This is a genomic window from Faecousia sp. (assembly GCF_048519415.1).
Taxonomy (GTDB): domain Bacteria; phylum Bacillota; class Clostridia; order Oscillospirales; family Oscillospiraceae; genus JAZOXB01.
The window spans coordinates 11,947-26,922 of record NZ_DBFZUT010000057.1 but is presented as its reverse complement, the minus strand read 5'-3'; the positions used below and the strand labels follow the sequence as shown (position 1 = coordinate 26,922).

General features: G+C 65.9%; 14 protein-coding genes. 7 read left to right on the top strand and 7 right to left on the bottom strand.

Annotated elements, in window-relative coordinates; translation table 11 throughout:
• Positions 1-82 precede the first annotated feature (82 nt).
• From ACMKFF_RS06140 to ACMKFF_RS06120, 5 genes are all read right to left on the bottom strand, one after another.
• Positions 83-364 carry a hypothetical protein gene (locus ACMKFF_RS06140; protein ID WP_349134370.1) on the bottom strand — a complete coding sequence of 94 codons (282 nt, stop codon included), beginning with the start codon at positions 362-364 and terminating at the stop codon, positions 83-85.
• 469 nt (positions 365-833) lie between these two features.
• Positions 834-1,319: a YbaK/EbsC family protein gene (locus ACMKFF_RS06135; protein WP_417324886.1), complete on the bottom strand. Its 486-nt coding sequence runs from the start codon at positions 1,317-1,319 to the stop codon at positions 834-836.
• Between the two features lie 7 nt (positions 1,320-1,326).
• Positions 1,327-2,178, bottom strand: a complete 852-nt coding sequence (gene rsmI / locus ACMKFF_RS06130) for a 16S rRNA (cytidine(1402)-2'-O)-methyltransferase (protein WP_349135084.1) — start codon at positions 2,176-2,178, stop codon at positions 1,327-1,329.
• Entirely contained in the window at positions 2,175-2,891 is a 717-nt protein-coding gene (locus ACMKFF_RS06125) for a tRNA1(Val) (adenine(37)-N6)-methyltransferase (RefSeq protein ID WP_419496393.1), read from the bottom strand. The genes rsmI and ACMKFF_RS06125 overlap by 4 nt, the downstream gene beginning before the upstream one ends.
• A 173-nt stretch (positions 2,892-3,064) precedes the next feature.
• On the bottom strand, positions 3,065-3,235 hold the full coding sequence (locus ACMKFF_RS06120) for a DUF362 domain-containing protein (RefSeq protein WP_349135086.1): 171 nt from the start codon (positions 3,233-3,235) through the stop codon (positions 3,065-3,067).
• 149 nt (positions 3,236-3,384) lie between these two features.
• Between ACMKFF_RS06120 and ACMKFF_RS06115 the strand changes: the two genes are divergently transcribed.
• Entirely contained in the window at positions 3,385-5,640 is a 2,256-nt protein-coding gene (locus ACMKFF_RS06115; RefSeq protein WP_419496392.1) for an ATP-dependent Clp protease ATP-binding subunit, read from the top strand.
• 48 nt (positions 5,641-5,688) lie between these two features.
• On the opposite strand, the gene ACMKFF_RS06110 is transcribed toward ACMKFF_RS06115, so the two are convergent.
• Positions 5,689-5,907 (bottom strand): DUF896 domain-containing protein, encoded by a 219-nt coding sequence (locus ACMKFF_RS06110; protein ID WP_419496391.1) that lies wholly within the window; start codon positions 5,905-5,907, stop codon positions 5,689-5,691.
• A gap of 16 nt (positions 5,908-5,923) precedes the next feature.
• Positions 5,924-7,639 (bottom strand): beta-propeller domain-containing protein, encoded by a 1,716-nt coding sequence (locus ACMKFF_RS06105; RefSeq protein WP_419496390.1) that lies wholly within the window; start codon positions 7,637-7,639, stop codon positions 5,924-5,926.
• Positions 7,640-7,780: 141 nt separating this feature from the next.
• Between ACMKFF_RS06105 and ACMKFF_RS06100 the strand changes: the two genes are divergently transcribed.
• The 6 genes from ACMKFF_RS06100 (at position 7,781) to ACMKFF_RS06075 (ending at position 14,971) form a co-directional block, all read left to right on the top strand.
• Positions 7,781-9,007: an aminoacetone oxidase family FAD-binding enzyme gene (locus ACMKFF_RS06100; RefSeq protein ID WP_418464037.1), complete on the top strand. Its 1,227-nt coding sequence runs from the start codon at positions 7,781-7,783 to the stop codon at positions 9,005-9,007.
• Complete coding sequence (locus ACMKFF_RS06095; protein WP_419496389.1) at positions 8,991-10,583, top strand: NAD(P)/FAD-dependent oxidoreductase; 1,593 nt, start codon at positions 8,991-8,993, stop codon at positions 10,581-10,583. The genes ACMKFF_RS06100 and ACMKFF_RS06095 overlap by 17 nt, the downstream gene beginning before the upstream one ends.
• Positions 10,580-11,575: a CPBP family intramembrane glutamic endopeptidase gene (locus tag ACMKFF_RS06090; protein ID WP_419496388.1), complete on the top strand. Its 996-nt coding sequence runs from the start codon at positions 10,580-10,582 to the stop codon at positions 11,573-11,575. Before ACMKFF_RS06095 ends, ACMKFF_RS06090 begins: the two co-directional genes overlap by 4 nt.
• Positions 11,576-11,730: 155 nt before the next feature.
• Positions 11,731-12,072, top strand: coding sequence for a hypothetical protein (locus tag ACMKFF_RS06085; protein ID WP_349135093.1), 342 nt, complete (start codon positions 11,731-11,733; stop codon positions 12,070-12,072).
• Positions 12,073-12,107: 35 nt separating this feature from the next.
• Entirely contained in the window at positions 12,108-14,306 is a 2,199-nt protein-coding gene (locus tag ACMKFF_RS06080; RefSeq protein ID WP_419496387.1) for an ATP-dependent RecD-like DNA helicase, read from the top strand.
• Entirely contained in the window at positions 14,303-14,971 is a 669-nt protein-coding gene (locus ACMKFF_RS06075) for a ComF family protein (RefSeq protein WP_417325269.1), read from the top strand. Before ACMKFF_RS06080 ends, ACMKFF_RS06075 begins: the two co-directional genes overlap by 4 nt.
• Positions 14,972-14,976: the final 5 nt, after the last annotated feature.

Sequence of the window (14,976 nt, the reverse complement as noted above, 5' to 3'; positions counted from 1 at the left end):
CGGCTTTCGGTGCACACGCAAAAAAATCCTGCAGAGCCAAATCGGCTCTGCAGGATTTTCGGTTTTCAGGGGGTGCTTCTGCTCAAGCGCGGGCGCGGACAAGGGCGAGACGCTCCTCCTCTTCGTCATGACGGCGCACGGCACGGCCGGCGGCATGAGCGGAGAGATACAGGGCAGCGAAGGAAGCGACAGCAGCGATCATGGACAGAACGTGGTCGTTCTTCGGCAGCAGCCAGCCGACGACGGCGGCGATGAGCACGAGGATCAGGTTCATGAGACCCGTGTTTTCCTCTTTATGATAAACCTCAATGGCAGCAATGCCTGCCAGTGCAAGCAGCACAAGGATCTTTCCTACGAATTCCATTTTTCATTTCCCAGCTTTCTAATTTTTTGGTCGGCGTAATAGTACCACTCCTTCCTGATTTTGTCAATAATTTCTTGATATTTTTTTGAAAAAGTTTTGATTCTGTAGTTTTCATTTTCTCGCCCGTCAAATTGACGAATTCGTTAAGCGACTTTCATATGGCATCCTGCACGATTTTAACAAGGCCGTTTCGGCAGGAAAACGGCGGCGTGCAGAGCTGCGCGCCGCCGAACAGGCTGTCAAGAACATACTCAGCCGAAAGTTTCGGAGGGAAGAAAAGTGTGAAAGGAAACCGTCAGGGTGTCCTTTCGCGTTCCATAACCCGCCGCAGCGGCAGAATTTCAAAATAATATTGCAAAATTCTATTTTGCAATTCTGAAGGCAGCTTGGCGAAAAAGTCCAAAGGGACTTTTTTGACAAGCTGCGCGCCGCCGAAAAAAGCATTTATTATAGAACCAAAAGTTTTCCGTTATGCCTCCGCCCGCTCGTCCCAGCCGCGGCAGACATCCACCCACGCCGAGAAGCCGGAATACTGCTCCAGCTCCGGCAGCGTCAGGGCGATGGCGCTGTTCGGGCTGCCGCAGGCGGGATAGACCGTCTCGAACCGCCGCAGGGAGACGTCGAGATAGACGTTCACGTTCTCCGGCACGGCAAACGGGCACACGCCGCCGACCGGGTGGCCGATGAGCGTCAGCACCTCGTCCGGCGTCGGCATTTTCGCCTTCTTGGCAAACCGAGCCTTATACTTTGCATTGTCGATGCGCGCGTCTCCGGCCATGACGATCACCATCGGCGTCTCGCAGACCAGAAACGCCAGCGTCTTGGCAATATGGCAGGGCTCGCAATGCAGGGCCGCGGCGGCCTCCGCCACCGTTGCGCTGGAGACCGGGAACTCCAGCACGCGGTCCTCCATACCGAACCCGGCAAAATAGGCCTTTACTTTCTCTACAGACATGGTGTTTTCACTCCGTTTCCGTATGCTGCGCGCGCAGGGCGGCGTCATACAGCTGATTTTTGGCAAGGCCCGTCTCCGCAGCGACCTGCCGGACGGCATCCTTGCGGCTCAGGCCCTCTGCCAGAAGCGCCTGCACGCGCATAAGTGCCTCCTCCTCCGAAACGGGGCCGCTCTCCTGCTGCTTTGGCGCGCCCTCAACGATCAGAACATACTCGCCGCGCGGCGGCTGGGTCTCATAATAAGCGACGGCGCCGTCGAGCGTCAGGCGCAGGACCTCCTCATGCAGCTTTGTGAGCTCGCGGCACAGGGAAATACGCCGTTCCCCGCCGAAGGCCGCCGCCAGATCGCGCAGCGTCGCGCACAGCTTGTGCGGGGCCTCGTAGAAGATCATCGTGCGCTGCTCTGCGCGCAGGGAATCCAGGTGCTGGGCGCGGTTCTTCTTCGTCGTGGACAGGAAGCCCTCAAACGTGAAGCGCCCCGTCGGCAGGCCGGACATGCTCAGCGCCGTGATGGCGGCGCAGGGGCCGGGGATGGCGCTGACCGTCACGCCCGCCTCCGCGCACAGGCGGACCAGATCCTCGCCGGGGTCGGAGATGGCCGGGGATCCGGCGTCCGACACGAGCGCGCACGTCTCGCCCGCCAGAATGCGCTCGACGATGCGCGGGCCGCTTGCCGCCTTGTTGTGCTCATAATAGCTGACGAGCGGCTTTTTTAGCTCCAGATGGTTCAGCAGCCGCAGCGTCACCCGCGTGTCCTCGGCCGCGATAAAATCCGCCTGCGCAAGCACCTCGCGGCAGCGCTCGGAGATATCGGACAGATTGCCGATCGGCGTCGGCACAAGATAGAGCATCGCGCTCATGGGCAGTCTCCTTTCGCATGACGGGCGGCGCGCAGGGCTTCGCGCTCCGTTCCGTCCGTCTCATATTCCAGCAGCTCCGGCAGCAGCGTCAGGCCGGGCCGCCCGCCCCGCCTTGCCTCGAGCAGCAGCAGACTGACGGGGCTTTCGGCATTGTGCCGCACCGGCTGCACCCGCTTCGGCTCCAGCCCGGCCGCGCGCAGGGCGCACAGCAGGTCGCACAGGCGCTCCGCCCGGTGCACCAGCGCAAACCGCCCGCCGGGCGGCAGCAGCCACGCGGCAGCCGCACACAGCTCCGCCAGCGTCAGGCACTGCTCCGTGCGGGCCACGGCGCTGTTCCGGCCAGCCTTGCCGCTGCCCACGGGAAAATAGGGCGGATTGGCGATCACGCAGGAAAAATCCCCCGCCGGAAGGAGCGCGCGGATATGCCGCACATCGCCCTCCAGAACGGTCAGCCGCTCCTCCAGCCCATTGATGCGGATATTCTCCTGCGCAGCGCGGCAGGCCTCCGGCCGCAGCTCGATGCCCGCGACCGTGCAGGACGGATCGCGCGCGCAGAGAAGCACACCGAGCGTGCCGCAGCCCGCGCCGAGATCGGCCACACGCGCCCGCGGCGGCAGCGTCAGGAAGTCCGCAAGCAGCAGAGAGTCCGCGCCGAGCGGCACCTCGCCCTCCGGGATGCGGAGCCGCAGCCCGTTCCACAGATCGTGTTCCATGGTCGCCCCCCCCATCACGAATTACGAATTACTAATTACTAATTAAAAACCGGTCTGCGCAAGACTGCACAGGCCGGTTCCGTAAATAACGTTACGCAGTTCCGCACGAGCTTCCGTGGAGCATACGGCGGAAGGGCTCCGCCGTATGCCGGATGTAATCGTGTAGGATCTTCTTACTCCTCGACAATAGCCTGAACGGGGCAAGCATCTGCACAGGTGCCGCAGCCAACGCAGGTATCGGCATCGATGACGTACTGGTCCTCACCCTCAGAGATCGCATTCATCGGGCACTCGCCAGCGCAGGTTCCGCACTTCAGGCAGCTGTCGGTGATCTTGTATGCCATGGGTATCTCCTCCTATTACAAGTAGTATCCCCATTTTATCATGTTTTTGGGAAAATGCAATGGGGAAATTCGGAAAGGCAAACTTTTTTCGACGGGTTTGAACCGGGCACAGGCGGGCTAGAATCCCAATGTTGAGGGGAGGGAGCGATTTGGCAAAACGGGACCTGCCACCGGAGCTTTCCGCCGCGCTCCGGCTGGCGTGGGCACTGGCTGCACGGCTGGGGCACGCCTGCGTCGGCACGGAGCACCTGCTGCTGGCACTCGCCATGCAGCCCCAGGGGGCCGACGGGCGGCTGCTGCACTGGGCCGGTCTGACCGGGCCGGAGATCGCTGCTGCCGTCCTCCGCCTGCACGGGCGCGGAGCACCGTCGGATGTTCTGCCGCAGGGGCTGACGCAGGCCGCGCGCCGCGCCGTTTCCCGCGCGCTGAACGGCCCGGAGCGACTCCTGACCGCACTGCTGCGGGAGAGCGGCTACTCTGCCGTGCGCCTGCTGGAGCACTGCGGCATCTGTCCGCAGCAGCTTTTTACCCAACTATGCGAGGGCGAGCTTGCCCGGAAGGAGCGAAGCATGCAGAACACAAGACTGCTGGATCAATTTGGCGTGGATATGCTCGAGCGCGCCGGAAAGCAGGAGCCGGTCATCGGCCGGAGGCAGGAGATCGAGACCGTCCTGCAGATCCTCTCGCGGCGGCACAAAAACAATCCCGCCCTCATCGGCGAGCCGGGCGTCGGCAAGACGGCCATCGTGGAGGGCGTGGCGCAGTATCTCGCCGCCGGGACCGTGCCGGAGCCGCTGCGCGGCAAGCGCCTTTATGCGCTGGACATGGCCAGCGTCATCGCAGGCACAAAGTACCGCGGCGAATTTGAGGAGCGCGTGCGCGACATTCTGGCCGAGGTGCGGCGCGTGCAGAACGTCATCCTGTTTGTCGACGAGATGCACACCCTCGTCGGGGCAGGTGCGGCGGAGGGCGCCATCGATGCGGCCAACCTGCTCAAGCCCGCACTCGGCCGCGGTGAGCTGCAGCTTATCGGCGCGACGACGCTGCGCGAATACCGCAGCAGCATCGAAAAGGACGCCGCGCTGGAGCGGCGCTTCCGTGCGGTGCAGGTGCGCGAGCCGACGCCGGAGGAGACGCGCGAGATCCTGGCCGGGCTGTGCCCCGGTCTGGAGGCCCATCATCACGTTTCCATCCCGCAGGAGGTTATTTCCGCCGCCGTAGAGCTGTCGTGCCGCTATCTGACGGATAAATTTCTGCCCGACAAGGCCGTGGACCTGCTCGACGAGGGCGCGGCCTGTGCGCGCATGCGCCAGCTCGGCAGCCGCACACCGGAGGAGGAGCAGGCCCTGCAGGCCGCCGTGCGCGCCGGAAAATATGAGCGGGCTGCCGCCCTGCGCGACCGTCTGCGGCGGCGCGGCCAGCCCGGCCGGACGGTCTCCGTGCAGGACATCGCCGCAGCCGTTTCGAGCCGCACGGGCATTCCCGTCGGGACGATCTCCCGGACGGAGCGGCAGCGCCTGCGCACGCTGGAGCAGACGCTCTCCGCCCGCGTCATCGGGCAGGAGGCAGCCGTCCATGCCGCGGCAGAGGCCGTGCGGCGCGGGCGCAGCGGCCTTGCCGAGCAGAAGCGTCCCGCGGCGGCCATGCTGTTCCTCGGGCCGACGGGCGTCGGCAAAACGGAGCTGTGCAAGGCGCTGGCTGAGGCCGTTTACGGCAGCGAGGACGCCATGATCCGCGTGGACATGTCGGAATATATGGAAAAATTCACGGTCTCGCGCCTTATCGGCGCGCCGCCGGGCTACATCGGCCACGACGAGGGCGGCGAGCTGTCCGAACGTGTGCGCCGCAGGCCCTACAGTCTTGTGCTGTTCGACGAGCTGGAAAAGGCGCACCCGGACGTATGCGGTCTGCTGCTGCAGGTCATGGAGGACGGTTTCCTGACGGATTCCGGCGGGCGGCGCATCGATTTCCGCAACACGATGCTCGTGATGACCTCGAACCTCGGCGTGCGCGGCGGCGGAGGGCTCGGCTTCGGCGCGCAGGCGGAGGACGGCGCTCTGCGCAGCCTGCGGGAACATTTTTCGCCGGAATTCCTCGGGCGCATCGACTGCGTGGCGCGCTTTCAGCCGCTTGATGCAGCAGCGCTTGAGCAGATCGCACAGCAGCAGCTCACAGCCCTGCAGCAGCGTGCAGAGCGCCTGCACGTCCGGCTGGAGCTGCCGGACGGCCTTGCCCGCAGCTTTGCCCTGCGCAGCCGGGACGGCCGGGGCGGCGCGCGCGAGATCCGCCGCCTTGTCCGCCACGAGATGGAGGCCCCGCTTGCGGCCCTGCTGCTTGGAGCACGCGCGCCGGAGCGGGTACGCGTAGACCTGCGGGATGACCGCCCGGTCTTCCCCGTCTCCTGAGAAAACCATGCCGGAGAGAACCGCTTGGGTCCTCTCCGGCACAGTTTTTTATTGTTCCGTTTCTTCCGTTTCGCGGCGGCCTAACTTATGCTTCGTGCCGTCCGGCTCTACGATATAGGTGTTTTCCAGCTGCGCCGTCAGGTTGCGGCGAACGGCTGCAATATACTGCTGGCGCAGCAGGTCGCGCTCCGCCGTTTCCTCCGGCGTGAGGCCGGTCGTCTTTGCCTTCTGGGCAAGCTCATTGATACGCTTGACAAGCTCTTCCATACGATTTGCTCCCTTCTCAGCCCACGGCGAATGACAGCAGCGCGTCCACACTTCCGCTCGTCAGCGAAACAGCGCTGACCTCATCCGGCGCGCAGGCATACAGATAGTCTCCGTCAAAGAAGAAGGCCGTTCCGGAATGCACGCTGATCTCCGGGCGCGAGACCTCGGTGATCGCGTCGCCCAGCCGGAACAGGTGGGACGTGTGGTCATAGCACACGAGCGCCCACGCGGCATCCTGCGACACGGCGGCGTAGACCGCGCCGCCCGCATAGGTCCCCAGCTCCTTCACAAGGCCCGTAGCCGAGACGCTCCCGCCGCCCATCGCCATGGTGGAGATGGCAAGGCTCATACCGTTCGCGCCGTTCGCGCCGCTCAGATCCATCAGCATGCCTTCGGCCGGGAGCAGCACATTGAACAGTTCGCTCAGGCCGGAGACCTCCGCCAAAGCGGGCTTCGTCGGGTTGGAGAGGTCGATGGCCGCAAGCGGTGTGTCCGCATCGAACATTGCGAGCAGGCAGTAATTGCCGCTGAAGCGCGCCGCGCTGAGCGAGGCATCCGGCAGGAGACCGCTGCCGTCTGCGATCTGCTGCAGGGAGAGGTCCAGCACGTTCAGCGCTGTACCGCCATTCTGGCTCTGATCGAGGCGGTTCGTCCAGCCGTAGGTCTTGTCCTCAAAGAGCTGATACTGCGACGAGGACAGAGATCTCACGACATACAGTGCGTTTGCCTGTGCATTGAGTTCCCAGGCCGCGACCTCGCCCGCCAGCGGCTTCGAGGCCAGCATCGTCAGATCGGCGTCCGCCGTCAGGCGCAGGAGCTCCGTTGCGGCATTGATGGCGTGGTTCGTGACGGAATAGTGGTCTTTCTTATAGGCGTCGCCGTGCGACTCCATGCGGATGCTGCGCGCAAGAAACACCCCCTGCTCCGAAACGCAGACATGGTCGATCGTTCCCGTGAAGGCGCGCACGCCGCTGCGCTGTGCATCGGCCAGCGAAATGGCAGACACGATGCTGAACGTCGGCGCATCAAGCACGGAGGAGAGATAGAACTGCGCAGCGGGCACAGCCTCGCTTTCGGCATTGTCGCCGATCTGCGGCATGGAGGCTGCGCTCCCGCTTGCCTCGTCAAGGTCCGCCGTGCCCGAGGAGACGAGGAGCAGCAGGCCGTTTGCCGTGCCGATGCCCTCGTAAAGGCCGTCCTGCGAGAACGTGCGCAGCAGGGTCGGTGTCGACGGCTCCGAGATGTCATACAGCCGCAGATGGCACACGTCGCTGCCGCTCAGGTCACTGTCCATCGACGAAGCCGTCGTCACAACGGCAAGCCGGTCGCCCTCCACGAGCAGGGCGTTGGCGAATTCATAGGAATCCTCCGAGGACGTTCCCGATGAAATATCCAGCGTATTGAGCTGCGTCGTGCTGGCCCCGGCGGCGCGCAGGATGCGCAGCTCACTGTTGCTCAGCACATAGATATAGCCGTCGTGCAGGACCGTCGTGGCGCTTGCATCGCCCGCGAACTGCACTGTGGCCATTTCGCCGTCCGCGGAATCCGGCGCAGCCTCCGAGATGCCGGTGTAATTGCCGAGTGCCGTGCGGACCTCCATTTCATTGTGGGCTGCGACCGGAGCGGTGATGCTGTCAAGCGAAAGCTCCGGCATATCCTCGCTGCCGCAGCCTGCCAGAACCCCAATGGGCAGAACGGCGGCAAGCAGCAGCGCGATCCAACGTTTCTTCATGATATTACCTCCAATTGGCCTGCGGCGGTCTGCCGCCGCAATGACAACATCATACCTTTTTCGCGCCCGTCTGTCAAGAATACACTTGTCATGCGGGGGTATATGGCATATAATGAACATAGAAAACAGGGAGGAACGAGCATGAAAGTACTGGTGATCGGCGGCGGTGCATCCGGCCTGACGGCGGCGCTGACCGCCTCGGAGGACCCGCACAGCGACGTCCATCTCGCCGAACGGCAGGCGCGCGTCGCGCGCAAGCTGCTGGCGACCGGAAACGGCCGCTGCAATCTCACGAATCGGGACATGGATCTGTCGCACTACCACGGCACGGCGCCGCAGTTCTGTCTGCCCGCGCTGGAAGCCTTCGGCGTGGAGCAGACGCTGGCGTGGTTCCGCTCCATGGGCCTTCTGACCGTAACGGAGCCGGGCGGCCGCGTCTATCCCGCAAGCGACAGCGCCAACAGCGTGGCCGATGTTCTGCGGCTGACGCTGGCCGGGCGGCAGAACGTCACGCTGCACGCGGGCTGCGAGATCACGGAGCTGCGCCGCACGAAGGGCGGCTTTTCCGTCCGCCTCGGGGACGAAAGCTGCCTGTTTGACCGCGTTATCGTCTGCGCAGGCGGCGCGGCGGGCGGCAAGCTGGGCGGAACGGACCTCGGCTACCGCCTGCTGACGGCCCTCGGCCACAGCCGGACGAAGCTGCAGCCCTCCCTTGTGCAGCTGCGCACGGAGCCGACGTGGGTGCGCTCGCTCAAGGGCGTGCGCTGCGAGGTGCGCGCCGTGCTCAAGACGGACGGCGGCCGAACGGAGCGCGCAGGCGAGCTGCAGTTTACGGACTACGGCGTGAGCGGCCCCGTGATCTTCGAACTGTCCCGCGCGGCCGCGCAGGGCGGGCTCCTGCTGCTCGACCTGCTGCCGGACGTCCCCGCCGGAGAGCTGACGCAGCTCCTGCAGGCGCGGCAGGCGGCCCTGCCGCAGCTTGCGCTGGAGGACCTGCTGACCGGTATGCTCCACAACCGCCTCGGGCGGACGGTGCTGCGCCGCTGCGGTCTCTCACTCGAAGCGCCGTGCGGCTCGCTCCCGGCGGACAGGCTGCCGGAGATCTGCCGGACCGTCAAGACCTTTGCTCTGCCCGTGCTCGGCCCGATGGGCTTTGACGCCGCGCAGGTGACGGCGGGCGGCATCCGCACGGACGAATTTTCCGCGCAGACGCTGGAGAGCCGCCTCTGCCCCGGCCTGTATGCCGCGGGCGAGGTGCTGGACATCGACGGCGACTGCGGCGGCTATAATCTGCAGTGGGCCTGGTCCTCCGGCCGTCTGGCCGGGCAGCTGCTTACCGGGAGGGAACGCCATGCTTCGCATTCGTGACCTGATCCTGCCGGAGACGCACGATGTCTCCGAGCTGTATTATCATGCGGCGCAGGCCCTGCATGTCCGCGCATCGGACATCGCTGCGCTGCACATTTTCCGCCGCTCCCTTGACGCCCGCAAAAAGCCGGACCTCCGCTGGGTCTACACCGTGGACGTCACGCTCCGCAGCGGCGAGGGGGCCGTGCTGCGCCGCTGCCGCAGCGCAAAGATCACGCGCGAGGTGCCCTATGTCTACCGCATTCCCCGCTGCACCGCAGCGGAGCGGCCCGTGGTCGTCGGCTTCGGCCCGGCAGGCATGTTCGCCGCCCTCGTGCTGGCGAAGGCGGGGCTGCGGCCCCTCGTGCTCGAGCGCGGCGACCCCGCACCGCTGCGCCGGGAAAAGGTTGAGCGCTTCTGGAGCGGCGGACCGCTGGACCCCGAGAGCAACGTCCAGTTCGGTGAGGGCGGCGCAGGTGCGTTTTCCGACGGCAAGCTCAACACCGGCACGAAGAACGAGCGCGGCCGCTGGGTGCTTCAGCAGTTTGTACGCTTCGGTGCGCAGGAGGAGATCCTCTACGACGCCAAACCGCACGTCGGGACAGATGTGCTGTTCCACGTCATTCAGAACCTGCGGGAAGAGGTGCTGCGCCTCGGCGGCGAAGTCCGCTTCGGTGCGCGCCTGACGGGACTTGAGACGCAGGATGGCCGCATAACGGGTGTCCGCTGGATTGAGGACGGAGCGGAGCGGTCGTTTGCATGCCGGGACGTCATTCTCGCCATCGGCCACAGCGCCCGCGATACGTTCCGCTGGCTCCACGCAGCCGGGATCCCCATGCAGCCGAAGCCGTTTGCCATGGGCGTGCGCATCGAGCATCCGCAGGCCGTCATCGACCGCGCGCAGTACGGCAAGCCGCGCGGCGAGCTGCCCCCGGCCGACTATAAGCTCGCCGTGCACCTTCCGGACGGCGGCGCGGCCTATACATTCTGCATGTGTCCGGGCGGCCATGTGGTCGCCGCGGCCTCGCAGCCCGGCGGCGTCGTCACGAACGGCATGAGCTATGCCGCGCGCGGCGGCGAAAACGCCAACTCTGCCCTGCTGGCCTCCGTGACACCGGAGGACTTCCCGGAGCCCGGCCCGCTCGGCGGCATGCTCTGGCAGGAGCAGCTCGAGCAGGCCTGCTTCCGCCTCGGCGGCGCGGACTATCACGCGCCTGCGCAGCTGCTCGGCGATTTTCTGGCGCACCGCCCCTCCGCTGCTGAGGGCGGTATCCGCCCGACTTACCGTCCCGGCGTTCGCCTGTGCGACCTGCACGACGCGCTGCCGAAAAAGCTGACCGACACGCTGGAGCAAGCCATGCCCCGCCTTGCCGGTCTGCTGCCCGGCTTTGACGCGCCGGACGCCCTGCTGACCGCGCCGGAGACGCGCAGCTCCTCTCCCGTGCGCATCGTGCGCGGCGAGGACTGCCAGAGCGAGCTCCGGGGCCTGTATCCCTGCGGCGAGGGTGCGGGCTACGCCGGCGGCATCCTCTCTGCTGCCGTAGACGGCATGCGCTGCGCCGAGGCCGTGCTGTCCCAAACGGAGGACAAGACATGACACAGGAATTCCCAAACCAGACAAGCTCGCCGCTCTGGACGTCGGAGTCCGTCCGCTTGGAAAAGCTGGCATGGCGGCAGGAGCTTGGCAGGCGGGCCATCGCCCGCAGCCGCATGAACCGCGTGTGCCTGATGCTTCTCATCTGGCTGGCCGTGTTCAGCCAGCTCAGCTCGACCGGGGTCGTGCTCCTGTCTTTCCTGCAATTGGACATTCCTGCATGGCTCACCGGGGTCGGCCGCCTTGCGGCCGCCTGCGGTACCGTCGGCCTGGTGCTCATCTGGAAGCGCAGGCCGTTCTGGCAGAACGTGATGTTCGCCCGCTCGGGAGTCCCGCACGCGGGCGAGGTCCTGCTCTGGGTCCTCTGCCTGTTGGCGCTGCAGGGCGCGGCCGGTCTGCTGCAGAGCCTGCTCTCCCCGGCCATGGAATTTTTCCGCACCAAAACCAAGGTCGTGTCCGGCACGGCGGAGACGACCGTATCGCTTGCGCTCTATACCGCGGTGGCCGCCCCCGTCACGGAAGAACTGCTGTTCCGCGGGGCCGTGCTGCGCAGCCTGCAGCCCTATGGCAAGCGCTTTGCCATTTTCTGCTCGGCGCTGCTGTTCGGCCTTGTGCACCAGAATCTGACGCAGACGCCGTTTGCCTTCGGCTTCGGCCTGCTGGCGGGCTATGTCGCCGTGGAATACTCCATACTCTGGTCCATGAGCCTGCATATCCTGAACAACGCCGTTCTGGCCCTCGGGCTGGACGCCCTGCTGCGGCCGCTGAGCGGCACATGGTACTGGCAGGCGATCCGCGGCGCGCTGTTCCTTCTGCCGCTGGCCGTCTGCCTTGTGCTGGCGCTCGTCTTCCGGAAAAAGCTCGCCGCGCGGCGGGAGCGCGACCCCATCGACCCGAAATGGCGGCGGCTGTTTTTCCGCACGCCCGGCTGGATCATTTTTCTGGTCCTGAGCTGCGTGTGCATCATCCTAAATTTCTTCGTGCTGGGGGCCTGACGGGATTTCCCGCTTGCGTCTTTCCCGTTTCTGCTGTAAAATATGTGAGAGCATCATCGCACAGCTGCATCTTCGGCCTTCGCCGGATTGTGCGGTGCTGCCCTAGATAGGAACCCATCGCCTGCGGCCTGCATAGTCTGGCATGAGGTGATGGTATGGCGCTGACGATCCTGACGGCGGGGCTTGCGGCCTGCGGGCTGCTGCTCCTGCTCTGGTCCGTGGCGGAGGCCATGCTGCTTCCGCTGCCGCGCGAGGATGCCGTGCTCGTTGCGCCGCTGCAGGGCGGCGCGGCCGAGGTGGAGCGGCAGATCCGTGGCTGCCGCTGGATGCGCGAGCATCGCGGCCTGCGCGCACAAATTATCTGGATCGACCGCGGCCTGACCCCGGAGGGGCAGGAGGCCGCCGCACGCCTGCTGCGGGATGCGGCGGGCGAGCAGCTTTGCGCCGCCGGGCAGGCGGCAGAATATCTGGAGCGGCTGGGGGCCTTTGAGGCCTGAGCCCGGCCGCCCCGGCAGAATGGGAGAACTGGCACTTGGAGCAGGAGCTGGTCAGCGGGACGATTGCCGCTGTGGTCTTTGAAAATCCGGAAAACGGCTATGCCGTCGTCAAGCTGGACAGCGACGACGGCGGCCTGATCACGGTCGTCGGGACGATCCCCGCCCCGGCCGCCGGAGAGCGGCTCATCGTCACCGGAAAATGGACGGCGCACGCCACCTACGGCCGCCAGCTCGAGGCAGAGTTTCTCGAGCGGCTGCTTCCGGACTCCACGGCGGAGATCCGCGCCTATCTCTCTTCCCGCGCCGTGCGGGGCGTCGGACCGAAAACGGCCGAAAAGATCGTCGCTGCCTTCGGCACGGACAGTCTGAAAATTCTCGAGGCCGCGCCGGAGCGGCTGACGGAGATCGACGGCATCTCGCGCAAAAAGGCGCTGGAGATCGGCGCCTCGTTCCGGCAGCAGGTCGCCGTGCGGCGGCTCATCGAGTTTCTTGCGGGCTACCGCATCCCGGCGCAGGTCGCCGTGCGGCTGTACCGCGTCTACGGTGCGCAGTCGCTCGGGCGCGTGCAGGAGGACCCCTACCTGCTGGCGCAGCCGCAGTTCGGCGCAGGCTTCGGCGCAGCCGATCAGCTTGCGCTGGAGCTCGGCTTTGACGGTGACGATGCCCGCCGCGTCGAAGCGGGCGTTATTTTTGAGCTGCGCCACAATCTCACAAACGGACATACCTTTCTCCCGCAGGACAAGCTCGTTGCGGCAACGTCCCAGCTGCTGAGCCTCGAGGCGGAGCCCGTGATCGCGGCCGTCGACCGTCTGACGGAGCTGGGCCGCGTGGAGCACAGCACCATTGCCGGGATCGCAGCCGTTTATCTGCCGGAATATTACGAGGCGGAGACGGCCATTGCCGCCCGCATCCGTGCCATGGCCCAGCACCCGCCCGCGCCGCTGCCCGATGCGGAGCGCGTGCTGCAGGGCATCGAGGCCATTGAGGGCATCACCTATGCCGAACGCCAGCGCGATGCTATCCGCATGGCAGCCGAGCGCCGCATCATGATCCTGACGGGCGGCCCCGGCACCGGCAAAACGACGGTGCTGTCCGGCATCCTCACCCTGTTTTCCAAGCTCGGCCGCAAAACGCTGCTGGCCGCGCCGACCGGGCGCGCCGCCAAGCGTCTGTCCGAGCTGACCGGCCGCGACGCCGCGACCGTCCATCGCCTGCTCGAGGCGCAGGTCTCGCCCGAAAACGGCGAGATGTTCTTCGCCCGCAATGAGGACGAGCCGCTGGAATGCGACGCCGTCATCGTGGACGAGATGTCCATGGTCGACGTGCTGCTCATGCACAGTCTGCTCGAGGCGCTGCCGCAGGAGGCCTGCCTTGTGCTCGTCGGCGACCCGGACCAACTGCCGAGCGTCGGCGCGGGCAACCTGTTTTCCGACCTCATCCGCAGCGGCATCGTCCCGTCCGTCTGCCTGACGGAAATTTTCCGGCAAGCCCGGCAGAGCCTCATCGTCATGAACGCCCACGCCGTCAACCGCGGCGAGCTGCCCGTTCTGACCGCAAAGGACCGCGACTGCTTCTTCCTGCGCCGCCGCGCGCCCGCGCAGCTCGTGCAGACCGTCTGTGAGCTCTGTGCGCGCCGTCTGCCGCAGAATATGCATATCCCCGCCGGGGAAATTCAGGTCATCAGCCCCACCCGCAAGGGCGAGACGGGGACGGCCAATCTGAACCGCGCCCTGCAGGCGGCGCTGAACCCGCCGCAGCCCGGCAGGCGCGAGAAGCTCAGCGGCGGCTCGTGCTTCCGCGAGGGCGACCGCGTCATGCAGATCCGCAATCACTACGATCTGCCGTGGAAGCGCGCCAACGGCTCGTCCGGCACGGGCGTGTTCAACGGCGACATCGGCACGATCGTCTCCATCGACCCGAAGGAGGACCAGATCCACGTCCTCTTTGACGACCGCGAGGTCGTCTATGAGCCCGAGATGCTCTCGGAGCTGGAGCTGGCCTACGCCATCACCGCGCACAAGAGCCAGGGCAGCGAATACCGCGCCGTGATCTTCGCCATTGGCGGCGGCGCGCCGATGCTGCTGACGCGCGGCGTGCTCTACACGGCCATCACCCGCGCGCGGGAGCTGCTCCTCCTCGTCGGCAACGAGGAGCTCATCGCCCAGATGACGCAGAACAACCGCCGCAACAAGCGCTACAGCGGCCTGCGCTTCCGGCTGCAGGGCGAAGCATGAGGGCGCTGTTCTCTCAGCTGCTCGACCTGCTGTATCCGCCGAAGTGCGTGTTCTGCCGCCGCCTGCTGCGGCCGGAGGAGCACGACGTCTGCGCCCGCTGCGCGCACGAGCTCGAGCCGATCCCCGCCCCGCTGCGGCGCGGGCAGTTCTACACAGAGTGCTATGCCGTGTATCCCTATGAGGGCGTTGTGGCGGAATCGCTCCGCCGCTTCAAATTCTCCGGGCAGTCGCAGTATGCCGCATCCTTCGGCCGCATGCTCGCGCCCCTGCTCCGGACCGCTCCGTTTGAGATCCTGTCCTGGGTACCGGTCAGCGCGAAGCGCCGCCGCTCCCGCGGCTATGACCAGACGGAGCTGCTGGCGCACGCCGTGGCGAGGGAGCTGGAGCTTCCCTGCACGCAGACGCTGCAGAAAATTCGCCACAATCCCGCGCAGTCGTCCCAGCGGGACGCCGCCGCGCGGCGCGCCAATGTGCTCGGCGCTTACCGCGCCGTTTCTCCCGAACGCTTTGCAGGACGCAGCGTCCTGCTGATCGATGATATTCTGACCACGGGCGCAACGCTCTCGGAATGCAGCCGCGTGCTGCTCACGGCGGGCGCGTCCTCCGTGGTCTGCGCCGCTCTGGCCGCCACGCCGGAGCCGGGGCAGAAACCCGCAGACAGGTAGGTGCA

Coding starts and splice junctions, on each gene's coding strand:
- ACMKFF_RS06140 (WP_349134370.1), bottom strand. CDS start 364: ATGGAATTCGTAGGAAAGATCCTTGTGCTGCTTGCACTGGCAGGCATT.
- ACMKFF_RS06135 (WP_417324886.1), bottom strand. CDS start 1,319: ATGTCTGTAGAGAAAGTAAAGGCCTATTTTGCCGGGTTCGGTATGGAG.
- rsmI (WP_349135084.1), bottom strand. CDS start 2,178: ATGAGCGCGATGCTCTATCTTGTGCCGACGCCGATCGGCAATCTGTCC.
- ACMKFF_RS06125 (WP_419496393.1), bottom strand. CDS start 2,891: ATGGAACACGATCTGTGGAACGGGCTGCGGCTCCGCATCCCGGAGGGC.
- ACMKFF_RS06120 (WP_349135086.1), bottom strand. CDS start 3,235: ATGGCATACAAGATCACCGACAGCTGCCTGAAGTGCGGAACCTGCGCT.
- ACMKFF_RS06110 (WP_419496391.1), bottom strand. CDS start 5,907: ATGGAAGAGCTTGTCAAGCGTATCAATGAGCTTGCCCAGAAGGCAAAG.
- ACMKFF_RS06105 (WP_419496390.1), bottom strand. CDS start 7,639: ATGAAGAAACGTTGGATCGCGCTGCTGCTTGCCGCCGTTCTGCCCATT.
- ACMKFF_RS06100 (WP_418464037.1), top strand. CDS start 7,781: ATGAAAGTACTGGTGATCGGCGGCGGTGCATCCGGCCTGACGGCGGCG.
- ACMKFF_RS06095 (WP_419496389.1), top strand. CDS start 8,991: ATGCTTCGCATTCGTGACCTGATCCTGCCGGAGACGCACGATGTCTCC.
- ACMKFF_RS06090 (WP_419496388.1), top strand. CDS start 10,580: ATGACACAGGAATTCCCAAACCAGACAAGCTCGCCGCTCTGGACGTCG.
- ACMKFF_RS06085 (WP_349135093.1), top strand. CDS start 11,731: ATGGCGCTGACGATCCTGACGGCGGGGCTTGCGGCCTGCGGGCTGCTG.
- ACMKFF_RS06075 (WP_417325269.1), top strand. CDS start 14,303: ATGAGGGCGCTGTTCTCTCAGCTGCTCGACCTGCTGTATCCGCCGAAG.